The organism is Mycobacterium sp. DL99, from assembly GCF_004762045.1.
GTDB lineage: Bacteria > Actinomycetota > Actinomycetes > Mycobacteriales > Mycobacteriaceae > Mycobacterium.
Map to the genome: position 1 here is coordinate 2,527,461 of NZ_SJOM01000007.1, position 22,643 is coordinate 2,550,103.

At 67.1% G+C, this 22,643-nt stretch carries 25 protein-coding genes; 16 read left to right on the plus strand and 9 right to left on the minus strand.

Annotated features, from left to right (window positions below):
- Genes rbfA through EYZ64_RS12665 form a run of 3 tightly spaced genes read left to right on the plus strand, consistent with a single transcriptional unit; the run spans position 1 to position 2,875 of the window.
- Entirely contained in the window at positions 1-504 is a 504-nt protein-coding gene (gene rbfA, locus EYZ64_RS12655) for a 30S ribosome-binding factor RbfA (RefSeq protein WP_135453742.1), read from the plus strand.
- Entirely contained in the window at positions 497-1,501 is a 1,005-nt protein-coding gene (locus tag EYZ64_RS12660; RefSeq protein ID WP_135453743.1) for a DHH family phosphoesterase, read from the plus strand. Before rbfA ends, EYZ64_RS12660 begins: the two co-directional genes overlap by 8 nt.
- 39 nt (positions 1,502-1,540) lie before the next feature.
- Positions 1,541-2,875 carry an MATE family efflux transporter gene (locus tag EYZ64_RS12665; protein WP_135453744.1) on the plus strand — a complete coding sequence of 445 codons (1,335 nt, stop codon included), beginning with the start codon at positions 1,541-1,543 and terminating at the stop codon, positions 2,873-2,875.
- A 5-nt stretch (positions 2,876-2,880) separates the two neighbouring features.
- On the opposite strand, the gene EYZ64_RS12670 is transcribed toward EYZ64_RS12665, so the two are convergent.
- Genes EYZ64_RS12670 through EYZ64_RS12680 form a run of 3 tightly spaced genes read right to left on the minus strand, consistent with a single transcriptional unit; the run spans position 2,881 to position 5,443 of the window.
- Entirely contained in the window at positions 2,881-3,978 is a 1,098-nt protein-coding gene (locus EYZ64_RS12670) for a hypothetical protein (protein WP_135453745.1), read from the minus strand.
- The gene (locus tag EYZ64_RS12675) at positions 3,978-4,769 is read right to left on the minus strand and encodes a hypothetical protein (protein ID WP_135453746.1); all 792 of its coding nucleotides are present in this window, start codon (positions 4,767-4,769) and stop codon (positions 3,978-3,980) included. The genes EYZ64_RS12670 and EYZ64_RS12675 overlap by 1 nt, the downstream gene beginning before the upstream one ends.
- Positions 4,770-4,825: 56 nt before the next feature.
- The gene (locus EYZ64_RS12680) at positions 4,826-5,443 is read right to left on the minus strand and encodes a class I SAM-dependent methyltransferase (RefSeq protein ID WP_135453747.1); all 618 of its coding nucleotides are present in this window, start codon (positions 5,441-5,443) and stop codon (positions 4,826-4,828) included.
- A gap of 46 nt (positions 5,444-5,489) precedes the next feature.
- Here EYZ64_RS12680 and EYZ64_RS12685 point away from each other — a divergent pair, with 46 nt between their 5' ends.
- The 4 genes from EYZ64_RS12685 to EYZ64_RS12700 all read left to right on the plus strand — a co-directional run bounded on the left by EYZ64_RS12685 (position 5,490) and on the right by EYZ64_RS12700 (position 8,292).
- Positions 5,490-5,933, plus strand: a complete 444-nt coding sequence (locus tag EYZ64_RS12685) for a MerR family transcriptional regulator (RefSeq protein WP_135453748.1) — start codon at positions 5,490-5,492, stop codon at positions 5,931-5,933.
- A gap of 124 nt (positions 5,934-6,057) precedes the next feature.
- On the plus strand, positions 6,058-6,570 hold the full coding sequence (locus tag EYZ64_RS12690; protein ID WP_167857810.1) for a WXG100 family type VII secretion target: 513 nt from the start codon (positions 6,058-6,060) through the stop codon (positions 6,568-6,570).
- Between the two features lie 7 nt (positions 6,571-6,577).
- Positions 6,578-7,759: a type VII secretion target gene (locus EYZ64_RS12695; RefSeq protein ID WP_135453749.1), complete on the plus strand. Its 1,182-nt coding sequence runs from the start codon at positions 6,578-6,580 to the stop codon at positions 7,757-7,759.
- A gap of 23 nt (positions 7,760-7,782) precedes the next feature.
- On the plus strand, positions 7,783-8,292 hold the full coding sequence (locus EYZ64_RS12700; RefSeq protein ID WP_135453750.1) for a hypothetical protein: 510 nt from the start codon (positions 7,783-7,785) through the stop codon (positions 8,290-8,292).
- Positions 8,293-8,342: 50 nt separating this feature from the next.
- Here the strand turns inward: EYZ64_RS12700 and EYZ64_RS12705 are convergent, their stop codons facing one another.
- Complete coding sequence (locus tag EYZ64_RS12705) at positions 8,343-9,101, minus strand: enoyl-CoA hydratase (protein WP_135453751.1); 759 nt, start codon at positions 9,099-9,101, stop codon at positions 8,343-8,345.
- 45 nt (positions 9,102-9,146) lie between these two features.
- Between EYZ64_RS12705 and EYZ64_RS12710 the strand changes: the two genes are divergently transcribed.
- Positions 9,147-9,413, plus strand: a complete 267-nt coding sequence (locus EYZ64_RS12710; RefSeq protein WP_167857811.1) for a DUF2277 domain-containing protein — start codon at positions 9,147-9,149, stop codon at positions 9,411-9,413.
- Positions 9,410-9,958, plus strand: a complete 549-nt coding sequence (locus tag EYZ64_RS12715) for a DUF1802 family protein (RefSeq protein WP_135453753.1) — start codon at positions 9,410-9,412, stop codon at positions 9,956-9,958. The genes EYZ64_RS12710 and EYZ64_RS12715 overlap by 4 nt, the downstream gene beginning before the upstream one ends.
- Here EYZ64_RS12715 and EYZ64_RS12720 read toward each other — a convergent pair.
- Positions 9,947-11,590 carry a CocE/NonD family hydrolase gene (locus tag EYZ64_RS12720; protein ID WP_135453754.1) on the minus strand — a complete coding sequence of 548 codons (1,644 nt, stop codon included), beginning with the start codon at positions 11,588-11,590 and terminating at the stop codon, positions 9,947-9,949. The two genes, EYZ64_RS12715 and EYZ64_RS12720, sit on opposite strands and share 12 nt — an antisense overlap.
- 49 nt (positions 11,591-11,639) lie before the next feature.
- Complete coding sequence (locus EYZ64_RS12725; RefSeq protein WP_135453755.1) at positions 11,640-12,233, minus strand: DUF3558 domain-containing protein; 594 nt, start codon at positions 12,231-12,233, stop codon at positions 11,640-11,642.
- A 164-nt stretch (positions 12,234-12,397) separates the two neighbouring features.
- Between EYZ64_RS12725 and pptH the strand changes: the two genes are divergently transcribed.
- Genes pptH through truB form a run of 3 tightly spaced genes read left to right on the plus strand, consistent with a single transcriptional unit; the run spans position 12,398 to position 14,909 of the window.
- On the plus strand, positions 12,398-13,354 hold the full coding sequence (pptH, locus tag EYZ64_RS12730) for an ACP phosphodiesterase PptH (RefSeq protein WP_167857812.1): 957 nt from the start codon (positions 12,398-12,400) through the stop codon (positions 13,352-13,354).
- Positions 13,351-14,025, plus strand: coding sequence for a 4'-phosphopantetheinyl transferase PptT (gene pptT, locus EYZ64_RS12735; RefSeq protein WP_135453757.1), 675 nt, complete (start codon positions 13,351-13,353; stop codon positions 14,023-14,025). The genes pptH and pptT overlap by 4 nt, the downstream gene beginning before the upstream one ends.
- Positions 14,022-14,909, plus strand: coding sequence for a tRNA pseudouridine(55) synthase TruB (gene truB, locus EYZ64_RS12740; protein WP_135453758.1), 888 nt, complete (start codon positions 14,022-14,024; stop codon positions 14,907-14,909). The genes pptT and truB overlap by 4 nt, the downstream gene beginning before the upstream one ends.
- 11 nt (positions 14,910-14,920) lie before the next feature.
- On the opposite strand, the gene EYZ64_RS12745 is transcribed toward truB, so the two are convergent.
- The 3 genes from EYZ64_RS12745 to mntR form a co-directional block, all read right to left on the minus strand.
- Positions 14,921-16,138 (minus strand): SfnB family sulfur acquisition oxidoreductase, encoded by a 1,218-nt coding sequence (locus EYZ64_RS12745; protein WP_135453759.1) that lies wholly within the window; start codon positions 16,136-16,138, stop codon positions 14,921-14,923.
- The gene (locus tag EYZ64_RS12750) at positions 16,135-17,304 is read right to left on the minus strand and encodes an LLM class flavin-dependent oxidoreductase (RefSeq protein ID WP_167857813.1); all 1,170 of its coding nucleotides are present in this window, start codon (positions 17,302-17,304) and stop codon (positions 16,135-16,137) included. Before EYZ64_RS12750 ends, EYZ64_RS12745 begins: the two co-directional genes overlap by 4 nt.
- A 73-nt stretch (positions 17,305-17,377) precedes the next feature.
- Positions 17,378-18,100: a manganese-binding transcriptional regulator MntR gene (gene mntR, locus EYZ64_RS12755; RefSeq protein WP_135453760.1), complete on the minus strand. Its 723-nt coding sequence runs from the start codon at positions 18,098-18,100 to the stop codon at positions 17,378-17,380.
- Positions 18,101-18,180: 80 nt separating this feature from the next.
- Between mntR and EYZ64_RS12760 the strand changes: the two genes are divergently transcribed.
- The 4 genes from EYZ64_RS12760 to EYZ64_RS12775 all read left to right on the plus strand — a co-directional run bounded on the left by EYZ64_RS12760 (position 18,181) and on the right by EYZ64_RS12775 (position 22,643).
- Complete coding sequence (locus EYZ64_RS12760; protein ID WP_135453761.1) at positions 18,181-19,176, plus strand: bifunctional riboflavin kinase/FAD synthetase; 996 nt, start codon at positions 18,181-18,183, stop codon at positions 19,174-19,176.
- Between the two features lie 137 nt (positions 19,177-19,313).
- A complete protein-coding gene (rpsO, locus tag EYZ64_RS12765) occupies positions 19,314-19,583 on the plus strand; it encodes a 30S ribosomal protein S15 (protein ID WP_135453762.1) in 270 nt (89 codons plus the stop codon).
- 10 nt (positions 19,584-19,593) lie between these two features.
- A complete protein-coding gene (lppU, locus tag EYZ64_RS12770) occupies positions 19,594-20,094 on the plus strand; it encodes an LppU family putative lipoprotein (protein ID WP_502702958.1) in 501 nt (166 codons plus the stop codon).
- A gap of 290 nt (positions 20,095-20,384) precedes the next feature.
- Positions 20,385-22,643, plus strand: coding sequence for a polyribonucleotide nucleotidyltransferase (locus EYZ64_RS12775; protein ID WP_135453763.1), 2,259 nt, complete (start codon positions 20,385-20,387; stop codon positions 22,641-22,643).

Sequence of the window (22,643 nt, forward strand, 5' to 3'; positions counted from 1 at the left end):
ATGGCTGATCCCGCACGGGCCAAGCGGCTCGCCAAACGGATCTCCACCATCGTCGCCTCGGCGATCGAGTACGAGATCAAGGATCCGCGGCTGAACGGCGTGACGATCACCGATGCCAAGATGACCGGTGATCTGCACGACGCCACGCTGTACTACACCGTCATCGGGACCAGTCTCGATGAGGAACCGGATTATGCCGGTGTGGCGGCGGCGCTGGAGAGTGCCAAGGGTGTGTTGCGGACCAAGGTGGGCGCCGGGACCGGGGTGCGATTCACCCCGACCCTGGCGTTCGTCCGCGACACCGTGCCCGATGCGGCGCACCGGATGGAGGAGCTGCTGGCCCGGGCGCGGGCTGCCGACGAGGATTTGGCGAGAGTTCGAGAGGGCGCCAAGCACGCCGGTGATGAAGACCCGTACCGTGTGAGCGGGGCGGAGGACATGGACGGGCTTGCCGACGGGGCAGACACAGAGGATGCCGGTGACCGCGATCGAACGGATGACTGATACTGCTCATTCGGAGGCTCCCAACGGGGGCCTTTCCGGTCTGCGTGTCGACGCGCGCGCGGCAGCCGACCTCCTGTCGGATGCGGCGAGCGTCAGTGTCGTGTGCCACGTCTATCCCGATGCCGACACCATCGGCGCCGGGCTGGCGCTCGCGCAGGTACTCGATGACGCGGGTAAGCAGGTCGAGGTAGCCTTCGCGGCTCCCGATCAGCTGCCCGAGTCCCTGCAGACCCTGCCGGGCGGGCATTTGATGGTCGCTCCTGATCTCATCCGGAATGACGCGGACCTGGTTGTCACAGTGGATATTCCGAGTGTCAACCGACTCGGCGCACTGCGTGAACTGGCCGAGAACGGTCGCGAGGTATTGGTCATCGACCACCACGCGTCCAATCAGCTGTTCGGCACCGCCAACTACGTCGATCCGACGGCGGACTCCACCACGATGCTGGTGGCCGAACTCCTCGATGCCTGGGACAAGCCCATCGACAAACGGGTGGCGCACTGCCTGTACGCCGGACTGACCACCGACACCGGTTCGTTCCGCTGGGCCACTGCGCGGGCGCACCGGTTGGCGGCCCGGCTGGTCGAACTCGGAGTGGACAACGCCTCGATCAGCCGCGCACTGCTCGACACCCACCCGTTTGCGTGGCTGCCGATGCTGTCGCGCGTGCTGGCCTCGGCGCGGCTGCTGCCGGAGGCTGTCGGTGGCCGCGGGCTCGTGTATGCCGTTGTGCCGCATGACGAATGGTCCAGCGCCCGGCCCGAGGAAGTCGAGAGCATCGTCGACATCGTGCGCACCACCCAGCAGGCGGAGGTGGCCGCCGTGTTCAAAGAGATCGAGCCGAAACACTGGTCGGTTTCGATGCGGGCGAAGTCGCTCAATCTGGCCACAGTTGCCAGTTCGTTCGGGGGCGGCGGCCATCCCCATGCGGCCGGCTATTCCGCGGCAGGCCCGGCTGACGATGTTGTTCAGGCGCTTGCCCGGGCACTTGCCTGACTCCGTCAGGGGGCATGTTGCCTGACTCCGTGTGGTCACATGGTTGAGCCGGAAGGCGACATTCCGGTCGCGCCGGCCACCACCCGTCGCATCGCCGGTCTGGCGCTTCCGGCGCTGGGCGTCCTGGCGGCCGAGCCCATCTATCTGCTGTTCGACATTGCGATCGTCGGCCGTCTCGGTGCGCTCAGCCTCGCCGGGCTGGCCATCGGCGGCCTGGTCCTCGGCCTGGTTAATTCCCAGGGGACGTTCTTGTCCTACGGCACCACGTCGCGCTCGGCCCGGCTGTTCGGAGCAGGTGACCGAAGGTCGGCCGTAGGCGAAGGCGTGCAGGCCACCTGGCTGGCGCTCGGGCTGGGGCTGCTCATCATCGCGGTGGTGCAAGCTGCGGCGGTGCCGCTGCTCACCGCGATCGCCGGACATTCCGACATCGCGGACGCCGCGTTGCCATGGCTGCGGATCGCCATCCTGGCCGCCCCGGCGATCCTGGTATCGCTGGCCGGAAACGGCTGGATGCGCGGGGTGCAGGACACTGCCCGCCCGCTGCACTACGTGGTGTTCGGGTTTGCGGTGTCGGCGGTGCTGTGCCCGCTGCTGGTCTACGGCTGGCTGGGCCTGCCCCGCCTGGGGCTGCCCGGTTCCGCGGTGGCGAACCTGGTGGGCCAGTGGGTGGCGGCGCTGCTCTTTCTACGTGCCTTGGTGATCGAGAAGGTAGCGCTGCGGGTCCAGCCCGCGGTGCTACGGGCCCAGTTGACCATGGGCCGCGACCTGCTGATGCGATCGATGGCGTTCCAAGCCTGCTTCCTGTCCGCCGGGGCGGTGGCAGCGCGATTCGGTGCCGCCTCCGTTGCGGCGCATCAGGTGGTCCTGCAGGTGTGGAGTTTCCTTGCACTGGTACTGGATTCGCTCGCGATTGCCGCGCAATCGCTCGTGGGCGCGGCGCTGGGTGCCGGTCAGCTCGCGCATGCCAAGAGCGTGGCCTGGCGGGTGACACTGTTCTCCACCCTGGCCGGGGTGGTGCTGGCCGTGGTGTTCGCCGTCGGATCGTCGGTGCTGCCGTCGGTGTTCACCGACGATGAAACGGTGTTGGCCGCCATCGGGGTACCGTGGTGGTTCATGGTGGCCCAATTGCCCGTGGCCGGTGTCGTTTTCGCGCTTGACGGCGTGCTCCTGGGTGCGGGCGACGCGAAGTTCATGCGGAACGCCACCCTGACCAGTGCGCTGGTCGGCTTCCTGCCGCTGATCTGGTTGTCGTTGATCCACGGCTGGGGGCTGTTCGGCATCTGGTCTGGCCTGAGCACGTTCATGGTGCTGCGTCTGATCTTCGTCGGCTGGCGCGCGTTCTCCGGTCGCTGGCTGGTGCCGGGGACCGCCTGAGCCGGCTACGGGCCGGGCCACCTGCCCGACGGAGAGGGCTCGAACACCTGCCCGTGCCTGTTGACAAACCGCGCCGGCGTCAGCGGGCGGACTGCGTCCAGTTCATCGAGAGCCGCGATGGCACGCGGTGCGCCGCTGAAGTCCGAGGCCGGTTCGAATTTGAGGGCGGCAGCGTTGATCGTGATCTGCTCGCCCTGGTCGGCCATGAGGGATGCGACGCGCAGCAGTGGGTTTTCACGGGGCCCATTGCTGAGCATCCGTTGGACGGTGTCTCGCACGGTGCCGATCTCTTCTGCCCAGCTCCGCATGGGTTTTCCGGTGGCATGCTCGTGAAACTCGTACGCGTCGCCGACGGTCTCGACCGACCAGCCGGGCCATAGCCCGTCGAACGCATCGATCTGCCGGTCGTCGTCGCAGATCGCCCACCATCGCGCGGTCTTCGTGGTGAAGTCCAAGTGAATCCCCGTGGCCGGGCCCTCGTTGCAGCGCTCGGAGTCCCAGAGCACGGGTTCACCAGCACCGCTGCGCGCCAGCGCTTCTACGGCCACTGAGCGGATCAGGTCCGGTCCGAGCTGGGCGATGAAGTCGAGGGAGCCTTCGCCGCGCCAGGCGATCACTTGCTCGGAGTCAAGGCGAACGGATAAGGCGTCACAGGTGCCACCCTCAGCCCAAGGTACGAACCACGTCAGATCTTCCACGGTCCGCTGTGAGTAGCTGTTCTCGGTGAAGATCGTTGCAGGGTCGACGCCGGTCAACCACAAGGTCCCGCGGACACCTTCAGGGGACCACACTGCCGACCAACCCGGCCAGGTCTTCTCGATCAGATGATTGACGATCCGCGGCAGGTACAGATACGAGCTCTCCTCGGCCCATACAACGTGCCGCTGGATCAGATCGATGAGCAGCGACCCTTCGATCCACGTCGCGCCATGCCACTGCGCGGGCGTGTCGACACCCATCGGCGTCATGCTTCGAACACGTGCCAGCGTGGCCTCGAAACCGTCGAGCGCGATGTCCAGCCCGACGGTTTGTGCGGCCCAGTGGTCGTAGTACAGCTCTGGCCCGGATTCGGCAAGGACGATCACTCCGAGTCGTGACCCCATCAGTTGTTGTCCGAAGCGTGTCGACGCCGGAGCTCGGGGAGCGTCGCCGTCAGGTAGGCCTCGGCGTACACGGTGTTGCCCGGCTCGGCCAGGGGCCCAAGGTCGGTCGGCCAGCACAGATAGATGCCGAGTGCTCCGAGGGCGCTCACCCGGGCCACATGGAATGAGCCGCCGGTGGCTTCGACGGTCTTGGTGCACGAATGCTCGACCGTCGCGGAGAACACAGCCATCGGTGTCCAGGGGTCCTGGAACATCCCGGCCGGAATGAAGCTCTCGGCGCCCAACCGCAGGCGGTCCATCACGGTCCCGTTCGGAAGTGTCTGCGGCGTGGTGAGCGGGCCCATGTCCGACTCTGGGGAGGCATTGAACGCTTGCCGGTCGGCGTAGACATGCACGTCGAGTGCCAGACCGGTGATGAGCGCCTCGAACGTCGCATCGGATGAGGCCGGTGGGAGAAACCGCCACTGGCCGGAGTCAGCGCACAGTCGGGTTATCTGTGTGCCGTCATCATCGACCACGTCCGCCACAACGGTGTCGGTACCCTCTGCCGAGTGCACCTCGGTGATCCGCGCAGTCGGGCCGCCTGCGAACCCGGGGACGACCTCGATCTCGCCGCTGTCGTGCACATTGACGACGATCTCGGCGCCTGAAGGGTCTCGCCAGACAGCGTTGAACCATCCGCCCGGCATCGGGTACCCACGCAGTTCGCCCCAGTGCTGGTGAACAAAGGTGGTGGCGGTGTCCGAGCCGTGCAGCGGCAGTCCGATGCAGTCGAAGAGTCCGTGGCTCATGTGGGTGAGTGTGCCAGCAGGTACCGACGGCGAGCCATTCATTTGTGGGGCGCTGACTAGAGAGCCGGATGCGTACCGCTGACCACCCACACCGCGTCGCGTCCCTTGCCTTGCGCCGCGACACACACGTCGCTGAATCCCGCGTCGCGGCACAACATCCCGAACGACTCGGCCTGCTGCCGTGTCCAGCCGTGACTGGCCAGTCCGGTGGCGTCGTCAGCCGATTGACGCTCGATCGCGATCAGCCGCCCGCCGGGAATCAGCACCCGGTGTGCCTCGGCCACCGCCATGGCGACATCCTGCCAGTGGTGCACTGTGGCCAGTGCCCACACCACCGTCGCTGAGCCGTCGGGCACCGGAAGGTGTTCTGCGGTGCCCTCACTCCAGGTGATGGGCATGCGCCTCGGCGTGACCAGGCGCCCGATGCGGAGCAGGGTCGACGCGGGGTCGACGCCGGTGACCCGAGCGCCGCGGCGGGCGGCCACCCGGGCGGCGGTACCGGGTCCGCAACCCACGTCCACGACATGGTCCGCCGAGGAGATGTGCGCGGTATCGGCGGCCAGCCTGGCCTTCGCCCGGCCCACCAGGAGGAAGGCCAATCCGCACAGCACCCCGGTGACCCCCGAGAAACCGGGGTGGTCGGCATGGTGATTGATCGCACGCGCGGCGTTCATGGGGTAGACCTTGCCGGTTCAAGGTGGGTTGAAGTCAAATGGCGGCATGGACGTGATCCCGATCGGCGAGGCCGCCGCGCGGTTGCAGATGAGCCCGTCGGCGTTGCGGTACTACGACGAACGCGGGCTGGTGTCGCCGCGGCTGCGGCGGGCCGGCAAGCGGATGTACGGACCCGAGGAGCTTCGTCGGCTCGCGTTGCTCAAGATCGTCAACCGATTGGGTCTTCCGCTCGACACCGCGGCCGCGGTGCTGGACGCGCCGAGTGAGCAGTGGCGTGAGACGGTGCGCGAGCAGATCGCCGCGCTGGATCGGGTGATCGCGCAAGCCAAAGGGGCGCAACAGTTTCTGACGCACGCATTGCGTTGCCCCGCCGAACACCCCGCCCGCGACTGTGCCACGATGATCGGCGCCCTGGACCGGCTCGTCGACGGGATGAGCGTCGAGGAGCTTGCTGCCGACCAAACCGGGACGGGCTGGCTCGTCGACTGATCCTCATCGGTCGGCTGACCGCACCGGTACGTGACACGTGGGCTTTCGCGGCCGAATTGGCGCATTGTCCGCCCAACTGGTGGCCCCATACTGAGAAGGACTTAGGCAGACAGGGGGCGTCGGGATGCCGCTGACGGTATCGCAGGTCCTGGGTTCTCGACCCGAAGCACTGGTCAGCGCCGCTGGAGAGGTCAAGGCGGCCGGCTCCGAAATAGACCTTCAGCTTGCCGGCGAGCGGTCTCAAATGGATGCTCTGGCGTCGAAGTGGACCGGTACGGCATCCGACGGCGCGCGAGTCAACGCCGACGAGATGTTCGGCGATCAGCAGCTCTACCGCACGAAGCTGCAGAAGCTGTCCGACAAGATGGCTGCGTCCGGCGAGACGCTCACCGGCATACGCAAGGAACTCTCCGACCTCGTCAACAGTGGTGAGGCTCAGTACTTCAACATCGCCGACAACGGATCGGTGACCGCTGGCTGGCGTCTGCTGTGGTGGGCGGCGCTGTCGCCGCGCAATGCGCTCGAGGTCAAGATCAGGCAACTCAAGCTGCAGACGAGAATTCAGACGGCGCTCGACAAGTTCGACGCGGCGGACAAGGCCACGGCCGCCGCACTGCGCAAGATCGGCAGGGGCTGACGCAGACATGAATCAGCCGCTGGCGGTGAGCATCGAGGCGATGCGTCTCAGTGCCAACGGGTTGAACCAGGCCTCAGTCGAGTTTCACCGGGGTCGGGCGGGTCCGGCGGTGTCGGGGGCGTCCGGTTCGTTGTCGGCACTCGAGACCGCAGGCGCCTGCCGGGACGTGGGTACCGCACTGGCGCGGCAGGCACAGTCGTTGGGCAACGATGTGTCCGAGTACGCCGACAAACTGCTCCTGGCTGCCGACCGCTATGAGCGCGGCGATATCGAAGCAGCCGAGAGCATTGACTTCGCCGGGCCGGACGAATCGCCTGCCGAGGATCCCAATGCGACACCGGAGCAAAAGCTCTCACAATACGAGCGGGCGCTGCGTGACGCGGGCGTGCTCGACGGCCCGGCGGAGGGGCGTTACCGGGAATGGTTGCTGAATGCGGCTCGCCAGGATGTGTCACCGGAGACGATCGTCGACATCGCGCGGACCCACGACATCGACCCCGAGGATTTCGACGTCTTCAACGGCATGGAGGAGGTCAAGGACGCCGACGGTAAATCGTTCTTCCTCATCCCGTCGGGCACCAGTCCTGAGAAGGTGAAGAAGGCCGCATTGATGACCTACATCGTCAATGCGGGAACGGATTACGGCAAGGCCGAACTCGGCCCTGACGGCAAGGCGGGCACCTCTGACGATGTCCAGAACGACTTCGAGGAGGTGCCGTACTCCGCCGCCGAGGTCCAGAGAATCATCGATCGGCAGAACGCCAACTCCTGGAGCTATACGGCGGCCGCCGGGCTTCCCTACACAGGCGCGGCTATGGCGACCACGCCGAACGGCATGCTGATGGCGCTGGGGGGCAAGCCAACCGATTGGGCGGCATTCCAGGGCGGTTCCACCTACGGCGACATCTTCGCCGTGAACATCAACGATGTGAAGAACCCGGCTGAACAGCTTCGCGCAATCATCGACTCCGGAAACATGTGGTACGGCCGCGAGGGTGGTGTGCCGGTTCAAGGCGGCCTGGACCTGGATCGGCTACTCCATCACGAAGAGCGGCATTCGCAGCAGTGGGCTGAAAAGGGGCCGGTGAGAATGGGAATCGATTACGGCACGGGCGGGATCATCCAGGGGAAGGGCGGCGTCCACCCTCTGGAAGAGGACGCCGGCCTGTCGGACGGGGGCTACCACTGATGCGCCGCCGTATCGCGGTAGTTGTGGCAATCCTTGCGCTGTCGGCGTCGTCGGGCTGTGAGACCAGGGCACCGTTCGCGCCGACACTTACTCCGTCATGGGGCGCGCGTGTCACTGACGGAAAGTTGCAGATCTGGACCGGTGCGCCGTGCATCGCTGTCAAGCGAATCTCGTTGAGCTACAACCTCGGGGAACCTGAGCTGGTGCTCACAGCCAGCAGTCCGGCGGGAGCGGACGTTGAGCATTTGACCCTGGGCGGGCCGTACCCCGCCGGGTTGCAGGTCACGCAGCCGTGGCCGCAGGGCGTGGATTGGCGTACCGCAGAGCAACTGACCTTGCGGGTCGACGCGTTTCCCCCGGGTGCGAAATCAGTGGTGTTCGGGTCGGGTACCGAGGTCTCCGAAATCGTGGACGGATCGCCGAACCATCCTGAGGACACCTACTGGTTCACCGGTGTGGGTTGGCTCAACGAAACTGACGTCGCCGCACAGGACGGCAAGACGTTCACCTCCGTGTGCACTCCCCAAAGGTAGGTCGTGTCGAGCAACACCGGGCGCCGGCCGGCCCGGGAAAGAAGGCGGCGTCAGCGCACCTGCGCGCGTCCCCGCTCAATCACGGCGCTGCGGCTGGCCGCGATGTCGTCACCGGTTGCCGTCGCCATCCACTCGCGCGCCGAGGCCGCTTCGATCCACAGTCCCTGATTCGTCTGGGACTCGTCGATGCGGTGATACGAGGCGAGCAGGGCTCGGACGGCGGCCTGATTGTTGGCGACGATCGAGGCGGCCACCCGCCGGGCGGCGGGCAGCAGCTCGTCATGGGGGACCACTTCGGTGACCAGCCCGGCCCGCAGGGCCTCGGCAGCCGAGAGGTAATCGCCGGTCAGGCTCATCCGCCGGGCCAGGCCCACTCCGACCTTCTGCGGCAGCCGCACGCTCAGGCCCCAGGTCGGCAGCAACCCCACCCGGGCGTGGGTGTCGGCGAACTTGGCGTGCTCGGAGGCGATCAGGATGTCGCAGTACAGCGCCAGCTCCAGACCCCCGGTGACCGCTGCACCGTTGATGGCGCCGATCACCGGCTTGCTCATGGCCGGCCATTTGGGCGAGATATCGGGCAGTTCGGTGGTGTCGCCGAGTTCCTTCAGGTCCAGACCGGCGCAGAACACCGGATCGGCGCCGGTGAGGATCACGACGTCAACGTCGTCATCAGCCTCTGCGGTGCGCAGGGCACCGTAGAACTCCGTGCGGAGCTGCGTCGACAGCGCATTGCGCGACTGGGGCCGATTCAACGTGAGGGTGCGAACCCGGTCGGTGGTATCGACGAGGAGAACGGCGGTGCTGGTCATCCACTCACGCTAGCCACCAGGCTCCGCGCGCCTATCGTGGGTGTCATGTGCCGCAACATCACCGAGCTGCGCGGGCTGGAGCCCGCCGCCACTGACGAAGAGATCGAGGCCGCGGCGCGCCAGTACGTGCGCAAGGTCAGCGGTATCACCCGGCCCACCGGCGCCAACGTCGACGCGTTCGAGGAGGCCGTCGCCGAGGTCACCGCCACGACCATGCGACTGCTCGAGCGGCTGGCCCCGCGCCGTCAGCCGCCCAAAACCGTTCCTCCGCTGCGTCGTCCAGAGGTCCGGGCCCGACTGGCTGCACAGTGACACAGCCCGCGCTCAAGGAGTGGAGCGCGGCCGTGCACGCCCTGCTCGATGGCCGTCAGACCGTGCTGTTGCGCAAGGGCGGCATCCACGAGAAGCGGTTCTCGGTGGCCGCGCCCGAGTTCCTGCTGTTTCCGACGGTTGCGCACAGCCATGCCGAACGGGTGCGGCTCCAACACGCAGACCTGCTCGCCGCTGCCGCGCAGGACAGCACCGACGACGCGGTGATCATTCGAGCTGGAGCGAAAGTTGTTGCTGCAGTGGAGGTCAAACAGCCCGAAGCGATCGAGGAGCTCGCACCGCTGCACATCTGGACCGCCGAATCGGTGCGGGCGGACCGGCTCGATTTCCGCCCCAAACACCGGCTGACCGTCCTGGTCGTCCAGGTGAGCCCGCTGCGTGAGCCGATCCGGCTGGCCCGGACGCCCGAGTACGCCGGGTGCAAGAGCTGGGTCGACCTGCCGGTGCAGGCGAGGCGGGGCCCACCGGTGCACGACGACACGATGTTGCGCGACGTTGCCGAGCGGGTGCGGACCTCAGTCGGCTGACGGCGGCATCGGTCCGGCGGGCAGCACCAGCCGGGACACCCCGCCCTGGCCGTGATGCACGGTATGAGTGGCGCGCACCAGCTGGGAACCGGAGATCGGTGGCTCGGCGGTGCCGAGATTGCGGGCGAACCGCGGGTGCGAGCCACCGGCGATCATCACCCTGATCCGTGACCCTGCCCGGAATCGGTGTGCGACAGCGTCCAGCTCGAGGCGGACCGGTCCGGTGTGACCGTTCATTCGGCGGAATCCGTCGGATACGTTGCGGGACCGGCCTTTTCCGTCCACCTCGCTGATCCGGACGAAGATGTCGTGATGCGGGTTGTCGCAGCTGTGGGCCAACTCGACGACCGGGTTGCCCGCCACGTACAGATCGGCGGGAAGCGGGTCGCCGTCGAACGTCAGCACATCTCTGCGCCGGGCCAGCCGGGTGTCGTCGCGGTAACCGCCGGCCGCGGCCAGCATGCGGCCGCCGACGGTGGGGGTGGGGTCGGCGGGGTGGTAGGTGAATGTAGACGATGGTGCGGATTCCGACGGTGGGGTATCGGCCAGTCGCCCCGCCGGCTGCAGGAACAACTCGTGTTCGGGCATGACCGGTGGCCAGTCGGCCTGCTCCACCCAGCCGTGTCCGTTGACATGAATCCGTACCGTGCTGCGGTCGGTTTCGCCATCGCCGGCCAGGTGGGCGCCCAGCCAGTCCAGCGATTCGCCGACCACGGTGGTGAGCCCCTTGGTCAGCAGCTGCGTGTGAGTCCACGGCCCGACCGTCAATGCCACCGGGACGCCGCGCCGGTGTAGCTGCTCGTACTGCTCCAGCGTCTGGTCCAGGAAGAGGTCCTGCCACCCACTGAGCAACAGGATGGGCACCTCGACCTGCTGCACAGCTTCATCGAACCGCAGTCGGTCCCAGAACGGATCTTCGCGTTCTGGGTGCTCCAGCCAGGATTCGTACCATGGCGCTCCGGTGCCCAGCAGCCGTCGGCCGGCCGCACCCATCGGCAATCCGGCGGTCGCCTTGGCCAGCTCCGCCGGGCCTCGCAGCTGCCGGGTCAGCGCCTGCACCACGCCGGGTTCCTCCTGGCGGGCCACCATCGCGCTCCAGCCCAGAAAGTCGTTGAGGGAGAACGCGCCGGTGCCCCAGGCCGATGAGCTGAAATCGTGCGGGCCGACGGTGATGACGGCAGCTTTCATCTCCGGCGGCGGATCGACCAGCAGCGCCCACTGAGTGAAGCCGAGGTATGACAGCCCCACCGTGGCGAACGACCCGGTGAACCACGGCTGGTCCCGCAACCAGGCCACGGTGTCGGCACCGTCGGCCATTTCGTGGATCATCGGGGTGAACTGTCCGCCGGAGCCGAACGTGCCACGCACACTTTGCAACACCACGTGATAACCCCGCGCGGCATACACCTGCGCGAACACCGGTGAGAACGGGAAGCGGCGGCCGTACGGGCCGCGGACGAGCAACGTGCCCGCGGGACGGTCGGTGACGGGCGCGTAGTGGTCGGCAACCAGTTCCACGCCGTCGCGCATCGGCACCCGCAGCCCGTGCTGCACGGTGAAGTCCGTCTCGTGCGGCGGCAGCCCCAGAATCCTGCTGACGGCCTTACCGGTGTACCGGCGGAATGTGCTCACGCGACCAGGCTACGGATCGGTCCCCGCACTATCCGGAACTCCGGATGTCTCAGAATTTGTAGTACGGCGCCAGTTCGTGGGCCCGCTGCAGGTTGGTCTGCAGGCAGTCCGGCTGGCTCGGCGAGTGTATGGGGGAGTAGAACAGTGATTGCTGAATGACGCCGTAGCTGGTCTTGAATGCCACCATGCAGGTGACCCACCAGCGGTCGTTCCAGTCGGTCGGCTTCATGATCCAGTACTGCGCGGCTCGGTGGCCATTGATATCCAGCTCGACCGCATCGGCCGGGATGGTCTTCTCGTAGGTGCGCCAGACGAACGCCTCGACCGCCATCTGGTAGTCGCCGGCGTCGTAGTGGCAGCGCAGGCTGTCCTCGGGCTCCGGCGGGGTGAAGGCCAGACCGATCCGCTGGACCACGTCGAACGGGATGTCATTGCACGGATCGAACGGTGACGGATCCGTGGTCTCGACGACCGGCCACTTGATGGTCGTGGACACGTTGGTCATCGGGAGATCCGTGACATCGAGCTGAAGCGGACCGGCGCCCGCACGCTCGGTCGGGCCCGACTGCCACACGATCACCGCCGATACCAACGCCGCAACCAGCCCTGTCGACGCCGACAGCAGTCGCAACTTGGCGGCCATCACACCCCCTCATAGTTTGGTGGCAAAACGTTCCCCGGCTTGCGGGGAGTGTAGCGGTCAGTCGCAACGGACTCGACCATAAACGAGAACCTGTTCTAGTTGTCAACGACGCGCAGCGCCGACGCCCGGTTAGGCTGGTCCGTTGTGGTGGTGCAACTGTGGTGATGGATCACGAGACGAGGGACCGGCAGCCGATCCTGTGGGCGATCAGCGATCTGCATACCGGGCACAACGGAAACAAGCCGGTCACCGAGTCGTTGTACCCGGCTTCGCCCGACGACTGGCTGATCGTCGCCGGTGACGTCGGGGAGCGCACCGACGAGATCCGATGGGCGCTGGACCTGCTGCGCAAGCGGTTCGCCAAAGTCATCTGGGTTCCCGGTAACCACGAACTGTGGACCACCAACAAGGACCCGATGCAGATCTTCGGCCGGTCGCGCTACGACTACCTGGTCGACATGTGCGACCAGATGGGTGTGATCACCCCCGAGCATCCGTTCCCGGTGTGGACCGAACAGGGTGGTCCGGCCACGATCGTGCCGATGTTCCTGCTCTACGACTACACCTTCCTGCCCGAGGGGGCCTCGACCAAGGCTGAGGGGCTGGCCATCGCCCGGGACCGTAACGTCGTCGGCACCGACGAGTTCCTGCTGTCCAGCGAGCCCTACGCGACCCGTGACGCGTGGTGCCGTGATCGAGTGGCGGCCACCCGCAAGCGGCTCGACGATCTGGACTGGATCGACCCGACGGTTCTGGTCAACCATTTCCCGCTGGTCCGCGAACCCTGCGACGCGATGTTCTATCCCGAGTTCTCGCTGTGGTGCGGCACGACGGCCACCAAGGACTGGCACACCCGCTACAACGCGATCTGCTCGGTGTACGGCCACCTGCACATTCCGCGTACCACCTGGTACGACGACGTGCGCTTCGAAGAGGTATCGGTCGGCTATCCGCGGGAGTGGCGTCGCCGCAAGCCTTTCCGCTGGCTGCGCCAGATCCTGCCGGACCCCAACTACGCACCGGGATATCTCAACGAGTTCGGCGGGCATTTCCAGATCACCGCCGAGATGCGTGCCCACGCTCAGCAGATGCAGGAGCGGATCAAGGCCAGGCGCGCATGAGCGACACATTGCTGGGGCAGGTGCTGCCCGATATGCCGGACGATCTCGCTGCGGCCGAGTTGTACGACGACCCGCCGGGCCTGACAGCGCTGCCCGAGGAGGCGGCCCTGGTGGCCCGCGCGGTGGCCAAGCGGCGCAATGAGTTCACCACCGTGCGCTACTGCGCACGCCAGGCGTTGGGTGCGCTGGGCGTGGGCCCGGTGCCAATCCTCAAGGGGGACAACGGCGAGCCGTGCTGGCCTGATGGCATCGTCGGCAGCCTGACGCATTGTCAGGGTTTTCGGGGTGCCGTGGTGGGCCGCGTCGGTGGGGTGAGGTCGGTCGGCATCGACGCCGAGCCTCACGACGTGTTGCCCGACGGGGTTCTCGGCGCCATCTCGCTGCCGTTGGAACGCTCTGAACTCGGCGGACTGCCCGACGGTCTGCATTGGGACCGAATCCTGTTCTGCGCCAAGGAGGCCACCTACAAGGCCTGGTACCCGTTGACGCACCGCTGGCTCGGATTCGAGGATGCCCACATCACCTTCGGGGTGGACGGGTCCGGCACGGGAGGAACGTTCCGGTCCCAGATCCTCATCGACCCGGCCGCCGAACACGGCCCGCCGTTGACCGCACTGGAAGGTCGTTGGTCGGTGCGCGACGGTGTCACGTTGACGGCGATCGTGCTGTGAGCGGTCCAGAAGCCGGCTTGGTGATCGTCGACAAGCCTGCCGGGATGACCAGCCATGACGTGGTGGGGCGGTGCCGCCGGCTGTTCGGCACGCGCAAGGTCGGCCACGCCGGAACGCTCGACCCCATGGCGACCGGGGTGTTGGTGGTCGGGATCGAGCGCGCCACCAAGATCCTCGGCCTGCTCACCGCCACCGACAAGTCGTATTCGGCAACGATCCGGCTGGGGCAGACCACCACGACCGACGATGCCGAAGGTGAAGTGCTGCAATCGGTCTCAGCTGCGCATGTGACCGATGAGCAGATCGAGTCCGCTGTCGCGGCGCTGCGCGGGGACATCGAGCAGGTGCCCTCGGCGGTGAGCGCCATCAAGATTGGCGGACAGCGGGCCTACAAGCTGGCCCGCGAAGGGCAGACCGTCGAGCTGGCCGCCCGGCCCGTGCGCATCGGTCGGTTCGACATCCTTGCGGTCCGGCGGGTGGACGAATTCGTCGATGTGGACGTCGATGTGGACTGCTCGTCGGGCACCTACATCCGCGCCCTGGCCCGCGACGTGGGTGCTGCACTCGGTGTCGGAGGGCACCTGACGGCATTGCGCCGCACCAAGGTCGGCCGCTACGGCCTGGGCGAGGCGCGCACCCTGGATGACCTCGCCGAGCAGGCGCGGCTGAGCTACTCACTCGACGCGGCCTGCCTGGTCGGCTTTCCGCGTCGCGATCTGAGCGCGGAGGAAACCGAGGACACCCGGCACGGGCGGGCGCTGACCCCGGCCGGCATCGACGGGATCTATGCCGCCACCGCACCCGACGGCCAGGTCATCGCTCTGCTGGAAGACGGCTCGTCACGCACCAAGAACGTCGTGGTGTTGCGCCCCGCCACGCTGTAGCGGGGAACGGCTCAAAGCTGGCCGTGGCGAGGCGGTTTCGTGCCTGACAGGGTGTAGTTGCCGATGTGTCGGATCTTCCAGCGGGTGGCGTCGTGCAGAGTGTGGGTCCGGGCGTCACGCCAGTACCGCGACAGGTTGCCCGATGCCGAGGCGCTGCGGGTCCCACCGAACTCGAACAGTGCGCTGCCGGCTTCCACCGCCGCCCGGGCGGCAGCCACCTTGGCGATCGCCACCGCGATCGAGGCCTCCGCGGCACTGTCCTCGGTGAGATCGGCTCGGGCCGCATCGACTTGACGGGCCGCCTCGGTGAGCAGCGCCTGCGCGCCCCGCACCGTCACGGTCAGCTCACCGGCGACCTGCACCAAGGTCGGGTCTTCGACAGCGCTGGACACCGAAGCCTCGAAATGCGGACGGGCTCTGGCGGCCTGACGTACCGCCTCTTCGAGTGCGGCCGTGGCGATACCGACGTCGAGGGCGGCATGGAGTAGTTGCGCCCGTGCCCCGTACACCGTGGGGCGCCCGAAGATCGGGCTGAACTGGATGACGTGCGCGGCCGGCACTTCGACGGATTCGAGCGTGACGGTGCCCGAGGCAGTGGTGCGCTGACCCATGCCGGCCCAGTCGTCGACGACCTCGACCCCACGGGCGTCACGTGGCACGAACGCGACGGCCTTCGGGGTCGCGGCCGTCGGCACCTGCCCCGAACCGTCGGCCAGCGATGCCCGCACGATCAGCCAGTCCGCGAACAGTGCCCCGGTCGAGTAGTACTTCCGGCCGCTCAGGACGTAATCGGTGCCTGATGCACTGAGCGTGGTGGTGTCCACGTCGACGGGATGCGGTCCGCGTTCCGACTGGGCATTGGCGAACAACGCCCCATCCAGCACCAGCCCGTAGAAGTACGCCTGCTGCGCCGGCGTGCCCTGCAGCCGCAGGGCCTCCAGAAACGTGAAATGCGAGTGCGGGATCTGGCCGATGGACGGATCTCCGTGCGCGATCAGTCGCAGCACCTCAGCGAGAACGCCGACGGGTACGTCGAGCCCGCCATGCTCGGTAGGCACCGTCAGCGCCAGCAGCCCCGAGTCCTTCAGCGCCTGAACCTGCTCGTGCGGCAGGATCCGGTGCGCGTCACGGGCAGCGGCCCCCTCGGCGAACGACCTCGACAGCTGAGTCGCTACCGACAGCGCCGCTTGAGCCGACGAGATGCGGGTGACTCCGGCCAGATCCGTCATCGCGGCGCGCCGACGAACGGAATCGAGGCGGGCGCGCCGGATGGTGAGCCGCCGCCGAACAGCCCGCGTTCACGCAGGATCGGCACCACACCCTCGCCGAACCAGAACAGCTCCTCCAGGTGCGGATAGCCGGAGAAGATGAACTCGTCGATACCGATCTCGGCGTACTCGGCGATCCGGTCGGCCACCTCGGTGTGACTGCCCACCAGCGCGGTGCCGGCCCCGCCTCGCACCAATCCGACGCCTGACCACAGGTTCGGGGCGATCTCCAGGCTGCGGGCATCGCTCCAGGTGCCGTTGGCGCGGTTGGCCTCGTGCAGGGCCAGCATGCGCTTCTGGCCCTCGGACTGACTGCGCGCCAGTCCGGCCTGTGCTGCGGCCACGGTCTCGTCATCGAGCGCGGCGACGAGGCGGTCGGCCTGGGCCCAGGCCTCCTCGGAGGTATCCCGCGAGATGGTGTGCAGGCGGATGCCGAACCGCAGCTTGCGTCCCTGTTCCTCGCCGAGCGCCCGAATCCACTCGATCTTCTCCTTGACGGCCGCCGGCGGCTCACCCCAGGTCAGGTAGACGTCGGAGTGCCGGGCGGCCACCGGGCCGGCGGCCTGCGAGCTGCCGCCGAAGTACAGCGGCGGCACCGGGGTCGGTGGCAGCGCCAGCGAGGCCTCCTCGACGTCGACGTACTCACCCTTGTGGGTCACCGTCTCGCCGGCCCACAGCCGCCGCACCACGTCGAGGAACTCGTCGCAGCGCGCATACCGTGCGTCCTTGTCCAGGTGGTCGCCGAACGCCCGCTGTTCATGCGCTTCGCCTCCGACGACGACGTTGAGCAGGATCCGTCCCGGCGCATGCCGGGCGAACGTCGCCGCCATCTGAGCCGACAGCGTCGGGCTGACCAGACCCGGGCGGAACGCCACCAGGAATGCCAGCGAGGTGGTCTCGCGGGCCAGCAGCGCGGCGGTGATGAACGCGTCCTCGCACCAGGCCCCGGTCGGGATGAGCGCGCCGGTGAAACCGAACCGTTCGGCGGAACGGACGATCGAGGCCAGGTAGTCGATCGAGGCTTCACGGTCACCACCGGCAGCGCCCGCGGGCGTGCCGTGGCCGCCGCCGACGATCAGCCGGCTGTCGCCGTAGGTGGGAAGGAACCAGTGCAGAGAGACAGTCACGAACAGGTCATCTTGGTGACGGATCGGCGATCGCGCACGGGTAAAAATCGCGGTGATCTTCTCCCGCGTGTCGTCAGCTCGCGACGACCCAGATCGCTTCAGCGGCCGGATTGCCCAGCTCGACCTGGACGCTGGTGTCATCTCCGCCACCAGAATCCGACGGACTCCCGGGACCTTCGATGACAACCGAGATCACGCCGGCGAAATCGCGTCGCGCCAGCACCCGCACCCGGGAATCGAGGCTGATGCCGACGCTGTCGAAATAGCGCAGCATCTCCGGATCGGCGTCGGAGATGCGCGCCACCGTGCCGGCGTCGCCGTCCTGGCACGCCGACAGCTGCCGGGCCGGCGGGGTGGGCACCTGGCCGTCGGCGGCCGGGATCGGGTCGCCGTGCGGATCGCGGGTGGGGTGGCCCAGCTTGGCGTCGATCCGGTCGAGCATCCGGTCGCTCACGGCGTGCTCGAGGATCTCGGCCTCGTCGTGCACCTCGTCCCAGCCGTAGCCCAGCTCCTGCACCAGGAAGGTCTCCATCAGCCGGTGCCGACGGACCATCGCCAGCGCCGCGCGCCGGCCCGCGTCGGTCAGCGTCACCGCGCCGTACTTCTCGTGATGGACCAGGCCCTGGTCGGCGAGTTTCCGAATGGATTCCGAGGCCGTGGATGCCGACACGCCGATCCGCTCGGCCAGCAGTTTCGTGCTGACCTTTTCGCGGGACCACTCCTGGGCTGTCCAGATGACTTTCAGATAGTCCTGGGCAACCGTGGAGAGGTCTTGATGGTTACCGTCTGGACTCACAGTAGGAAAGTTTAGGCAATCATCACCTGATCGGGGGATCTAGAGCAGACCGCGTGGCGTTCGGGTCGTAGGCTGATCGCGTGCAGCGCTGGCGTGGGCAGGACGAGATCCCCACGGACTGGGGCAGGTGTGTAGTCACCATCGGGGTGTTCGACGGGGTTCACCGTGGACACGCGGAGTTGATCAGCCACGCGGTAAAAGCGGGCAGGTCACGTGGAGTGCCGGTGGTTCTCATGACCTTCGACCCACATCCGATGGAGGTGGTTTTTCCGGGTAGTCATCCGGCACAGCTGACGACGCTGACGCGGCGGGCTGAGCTGGTTGAGGAACTCGGCGTCGACGTATTTCTCGTCATGCCGTTCACCTCGGATTTCATGAAGCTCACCCCCGAGCGCTACATCCACGAGCTGTTGGTGGAGGACCTACACGTGCTGGAAGTGGTGGTCGGGGAGAACTTCACGTTCGGCAAGAAGGCCGCCGGGAATGTCGAGATGCTGCGGAAGGCGGGGGAGCGGTTCGGCTTCGCGGTCGAGAGCATGTCGCTGGTGACCGAATCGCTCGATGCCGAGCACCGCGACGAGCGGGTCACGTTCTCGTCGACATACATCCGTTCCTGCGTCGACGCCGGCGACGTGGTGGCCGCCACCGAGGCGCTGGGCCGACCGCATCGGGTCGAGGGCGTGGTGGTGCGCGGCGACGGGCGTGGCCGGGTGCTGGGCTTCCCGACGGCCAACGTGGCGCCGCCGATGTTCTCCGCGATTCCGGCTGACGGCGTCTACGCCGCCTGGTTCACGGTGCTGGGCCACGGCCCGATGATGGGCACGGTGATCCCCGGCGAGCGGTATCAGGCCGCGGTATCGGTGGGCACCAACCCGACCTTCTCCGGACGTACCCGCACGGTAGAGGCGTTCGTGCTCGACACCAACGCCGACCTGTACGGGCAGCATGTCGCCGTCGATTTCATCTCCCGGATCCGGGGCATGGAAAAGTTCAACCGGGTGGAAGAACTGGTCGCAGAGATGAAGCGGGATGCCGACAAGGCGCGCGCGATTCTGGCTGCGCAGACCCAAGGCTGAATTCGCGGCTCGCCGCGGTGCTGAATTCGCGGCTCGCCGCGGTGCTGCTAGACTTCTCGCCGATCCGGTGCATGCTGCAGTCCGCGGTGGCTGTGCCGAGAATATGTTCGCGGGACTGAAATGATGGAGTTACTTTCGTGGCGCTTACTGCCGACCAGAAAAAAGAAATCCTGAGCAGCTACGGTCTGCACGAGACCGACACCGGTTCGCCGGAGGCCCAGGTCGCCCTGCTGACCAAGCGGATCTCGGACCTGACCGAGCACCTCAAGCAGCACAAGCACGACCACCACTCGCGTCGCGGCCTGCTGCTGCTCGTCGGCCGTCGTCGCCGGCTGCTGAAGTACGTCGCCCAGGTTGACGTGGCGCGTTACCGCTCGCTGATCGAGCGCCTCGGGCTGCGTCGCTGACGCGGCGTCGATGCCACCACTTTCCGCGGCTGCCCCTCTCGGGGCAGCCGCGCTACTTTTCCTCGGCGGATTGACCGCCTGCTCCTCAGCTGCGGCCGCGGACATGAAGGCAGGGGACTGCCTGAAGATGAGCGGCACGTACGAGCGCCCCGACGCCAGCCGGGCGGAGTGCGGCAGCGACGCGTCGAACTACAAGGTGATCTCCACGGTCACCGACAGCGACCAGTGCCCGGGCGACGTCGACACCTACTACTCCGTGCGCAGCGCATTCAGTGAGGAGACCCAGACACTCTGTCTGGACATCGACTGGATCACCGGCGGCTGCATGAGCATCGACCCGCAGAACGACAAGGACCCGTATCGGGTGGACTGCGCGGATTCGTCTGCGCCGCACCGGCAACGGGCCACCGAGGTCCTCCGCGGGGTGTCGAACGTTGATCAGTGCACCAGCGGCGTGGGCTACGCATACCCGGAACGCCAGTTCACCGTATGCGTGGAGGACGTGTCCTAGCTGGCACGGATGGCTGTTGGGCCGTTGCTGCCGTGTAGCATGAGGGCGTTCAGTGGCTGGAATCTGCGCTGAACACCAGGTGCGGCACCCGCGATCCGCGGGCGTTGTTCCTGCGAGTCATATCGGGCCCGCCTGGTCGGGCGGTCTTCGGTAGTGGCTGCCGGAACCCCGTTGTCGGGGCCTATCCGGCCGCTTCGATCGACGGCCGTAGCCGTAACCAGGGCCCGTGGCGTATCGCCACCGTGACGCCGCGAAAACAGCTGAAAGAACGAAAGAGGCCAACGGACTCTATGTCTGTAGTTGAACTTGAAGACGGTGTGTTCGAATCCACCGCAACCCTCGACAACGGGAGCTTCGGCACCCGCACCATCCGTTTCGAGACCGGGCGGCTCGCGCAGCAGGCCGCCGGCTCCGTCGTCGCCTACCTCGACGACGAGACCATGCTGCTGAGCGCGACGACCGCCAGCAAGACGCCGAAGGACCACTTCGACTTCTTCCCGTTGACCATCGACGTCGAGGAGCGGATGTACGCCGCGGGCCGGATCCCCGGCTCGTTCTTCCGGCGTGAGGGCCGTCCCTCCACCGATGCGATCCTGACCTGTCGCCTGATCGACCGGCCGCTGCGCCCGTCGTTCGTCAGCGGTCTGCGGAACGAGATCCAGGTCGTGGTCACCGTGCTGAGCCTGGATCCGAAGGATCTGTACGACGTGCTGGCCATCAATGCCGCCTCGGCGTCGACGCAGATCTCCGGCCTGCCGTTCTCCGGTCCGGTCGGCGGCGTGCGCGTCGCCCTGATCGATGGCCAGTGGGTCGCCTTCCCGACCGTCGAGCAGCTGGAGAAGGCTGTCTTCGACATGGTCGTCGCGGGACGCAAGGTGGGCGACGATGTCGCGATCATGATGGTCGAGGCCGAAGCCACCGAGAACGTGATCGAGTTGGTCGCCGGCGGCGCCCAGGCTCCCACCGAGGCCGTCGTCGCCGAGGGCCTTGAGGCGGCCAAGCCGTTCATCGCCACGCTGTGCGACGCTCAGGCAGCGCTGGCCGAGAAGGCCGCCAAGGAGATCGCCGATTACCCGCTGTTCCCGGACTACGCCGACGACGTCTACGACGCCGTGGCCGCGGTCGCCACCGACGCGCTGTCGGAGGCACTGACCATCGCGGGTAAGCACGAGCGCGACGACCGCACCAACGAGATCAAGGTCGAGGTGCTCGAGCGTCTGGGCGATACCTTCGCCGGTCGTGAGAAGGAAATCGGCGCGGCCTACCGCTCGCTGACCAAAAAGCTTGTGCGCCAGCGCATCCTGACCGACCACTTCCGTATCGACGGCCGTGGTGTGACCGACATCCGGGCGCTGTCGGCCGAGGTGGCCATCATCCCGCGGGCGCACGGCAGCGCGTTGTTCGAGCGCGGCGAGACCCAGATCATGGGTGTCACCACGCTGGACATGGTCAAGATGGCCCAGCAGATCGACTCGCTGGGGCCCGAGACCAGCAAGCGCTACATGCATCACTACAACTTCCCGCCGTTCTCGACCGGTGAGACCGGTCGCGTGGGTTCGCCCAAGCGCCGCGAGATCGGCCACGGTGCGCTGGCCGAGCGGGCCCTTGTTCCCGTGCTGCCCAGCGTCGAGGAGTTCCCGTACGCCATCCGTCAGGTGTCGGAGGCCCTGGGTTCAAACGGCTCGACCTCGATGGGCTCGGTGTGTGCCTCGACCCTGTCGCTGCTGAACGCCGGTGTTCCGCTCAAGGCGCCGGTGGCCGGCATCGCCATGGGCCTGGTCTCCGACCAGGTCGACGGTGAGACCCGCTACGTGACGCTGACCGACATCCTCGGCGCCGAGGATGCCTTCGGCGACATGGACTTCAAGTGCGCAGGCACCAAGGACTTCGTCACCGCCCTGCAGCTCGACACCAAGCTCGACGGCATCCCGTCCAAGGTGCTGGCCGGTGCGCTGGCGCAGGCCAAGGACGCGCGCCTGACGATCCTCGACGTGATGGCCGAGGCCATCGACACGCCCGACGAGATGAGCCCGTACGCACCGCGGATCACCACGATCAAGGTGCCGGTTGACAAGATCGGTGAGGTCATCGGGCCCAAGGGCAAGATGATCAACTCGATCACCGAGGAGACCGGCGCGTCGATCTCCATCGAGGACGACGGCACCGTGTTCGTCGGCGCCAGCAATGGCGAGGCGGCGCAGGCCGCGATCGACAAGATCAACGCCATCGCCAACCCGCAGCTGCCCAAGATCGGTGAGCGGTTCCTCGGAACCGTGGTCAAGACCACCGACTTCGGCGCGTTCGTGTCGCTGCTGCCGGGTCGTGACGGCCTGGTCCACATCTCCAAGCTGGGCCGCGGCAAGCGCATTGCCAAGGTCGAGGATGTGGTGAAGGTCGGCGACAAGCTGCGCGTCGAGATCGCCGATATCGACAACCGGGGCAAGATCTCGCTGGTGCTCGTCGACGAAGAGGGCGCGGAGAAGGCCGAGGCAGCTACCGACGGTGCTCCGGCTCCGGCCGACGCCGCTGCCGCTGCTGCCGAGTCCTGA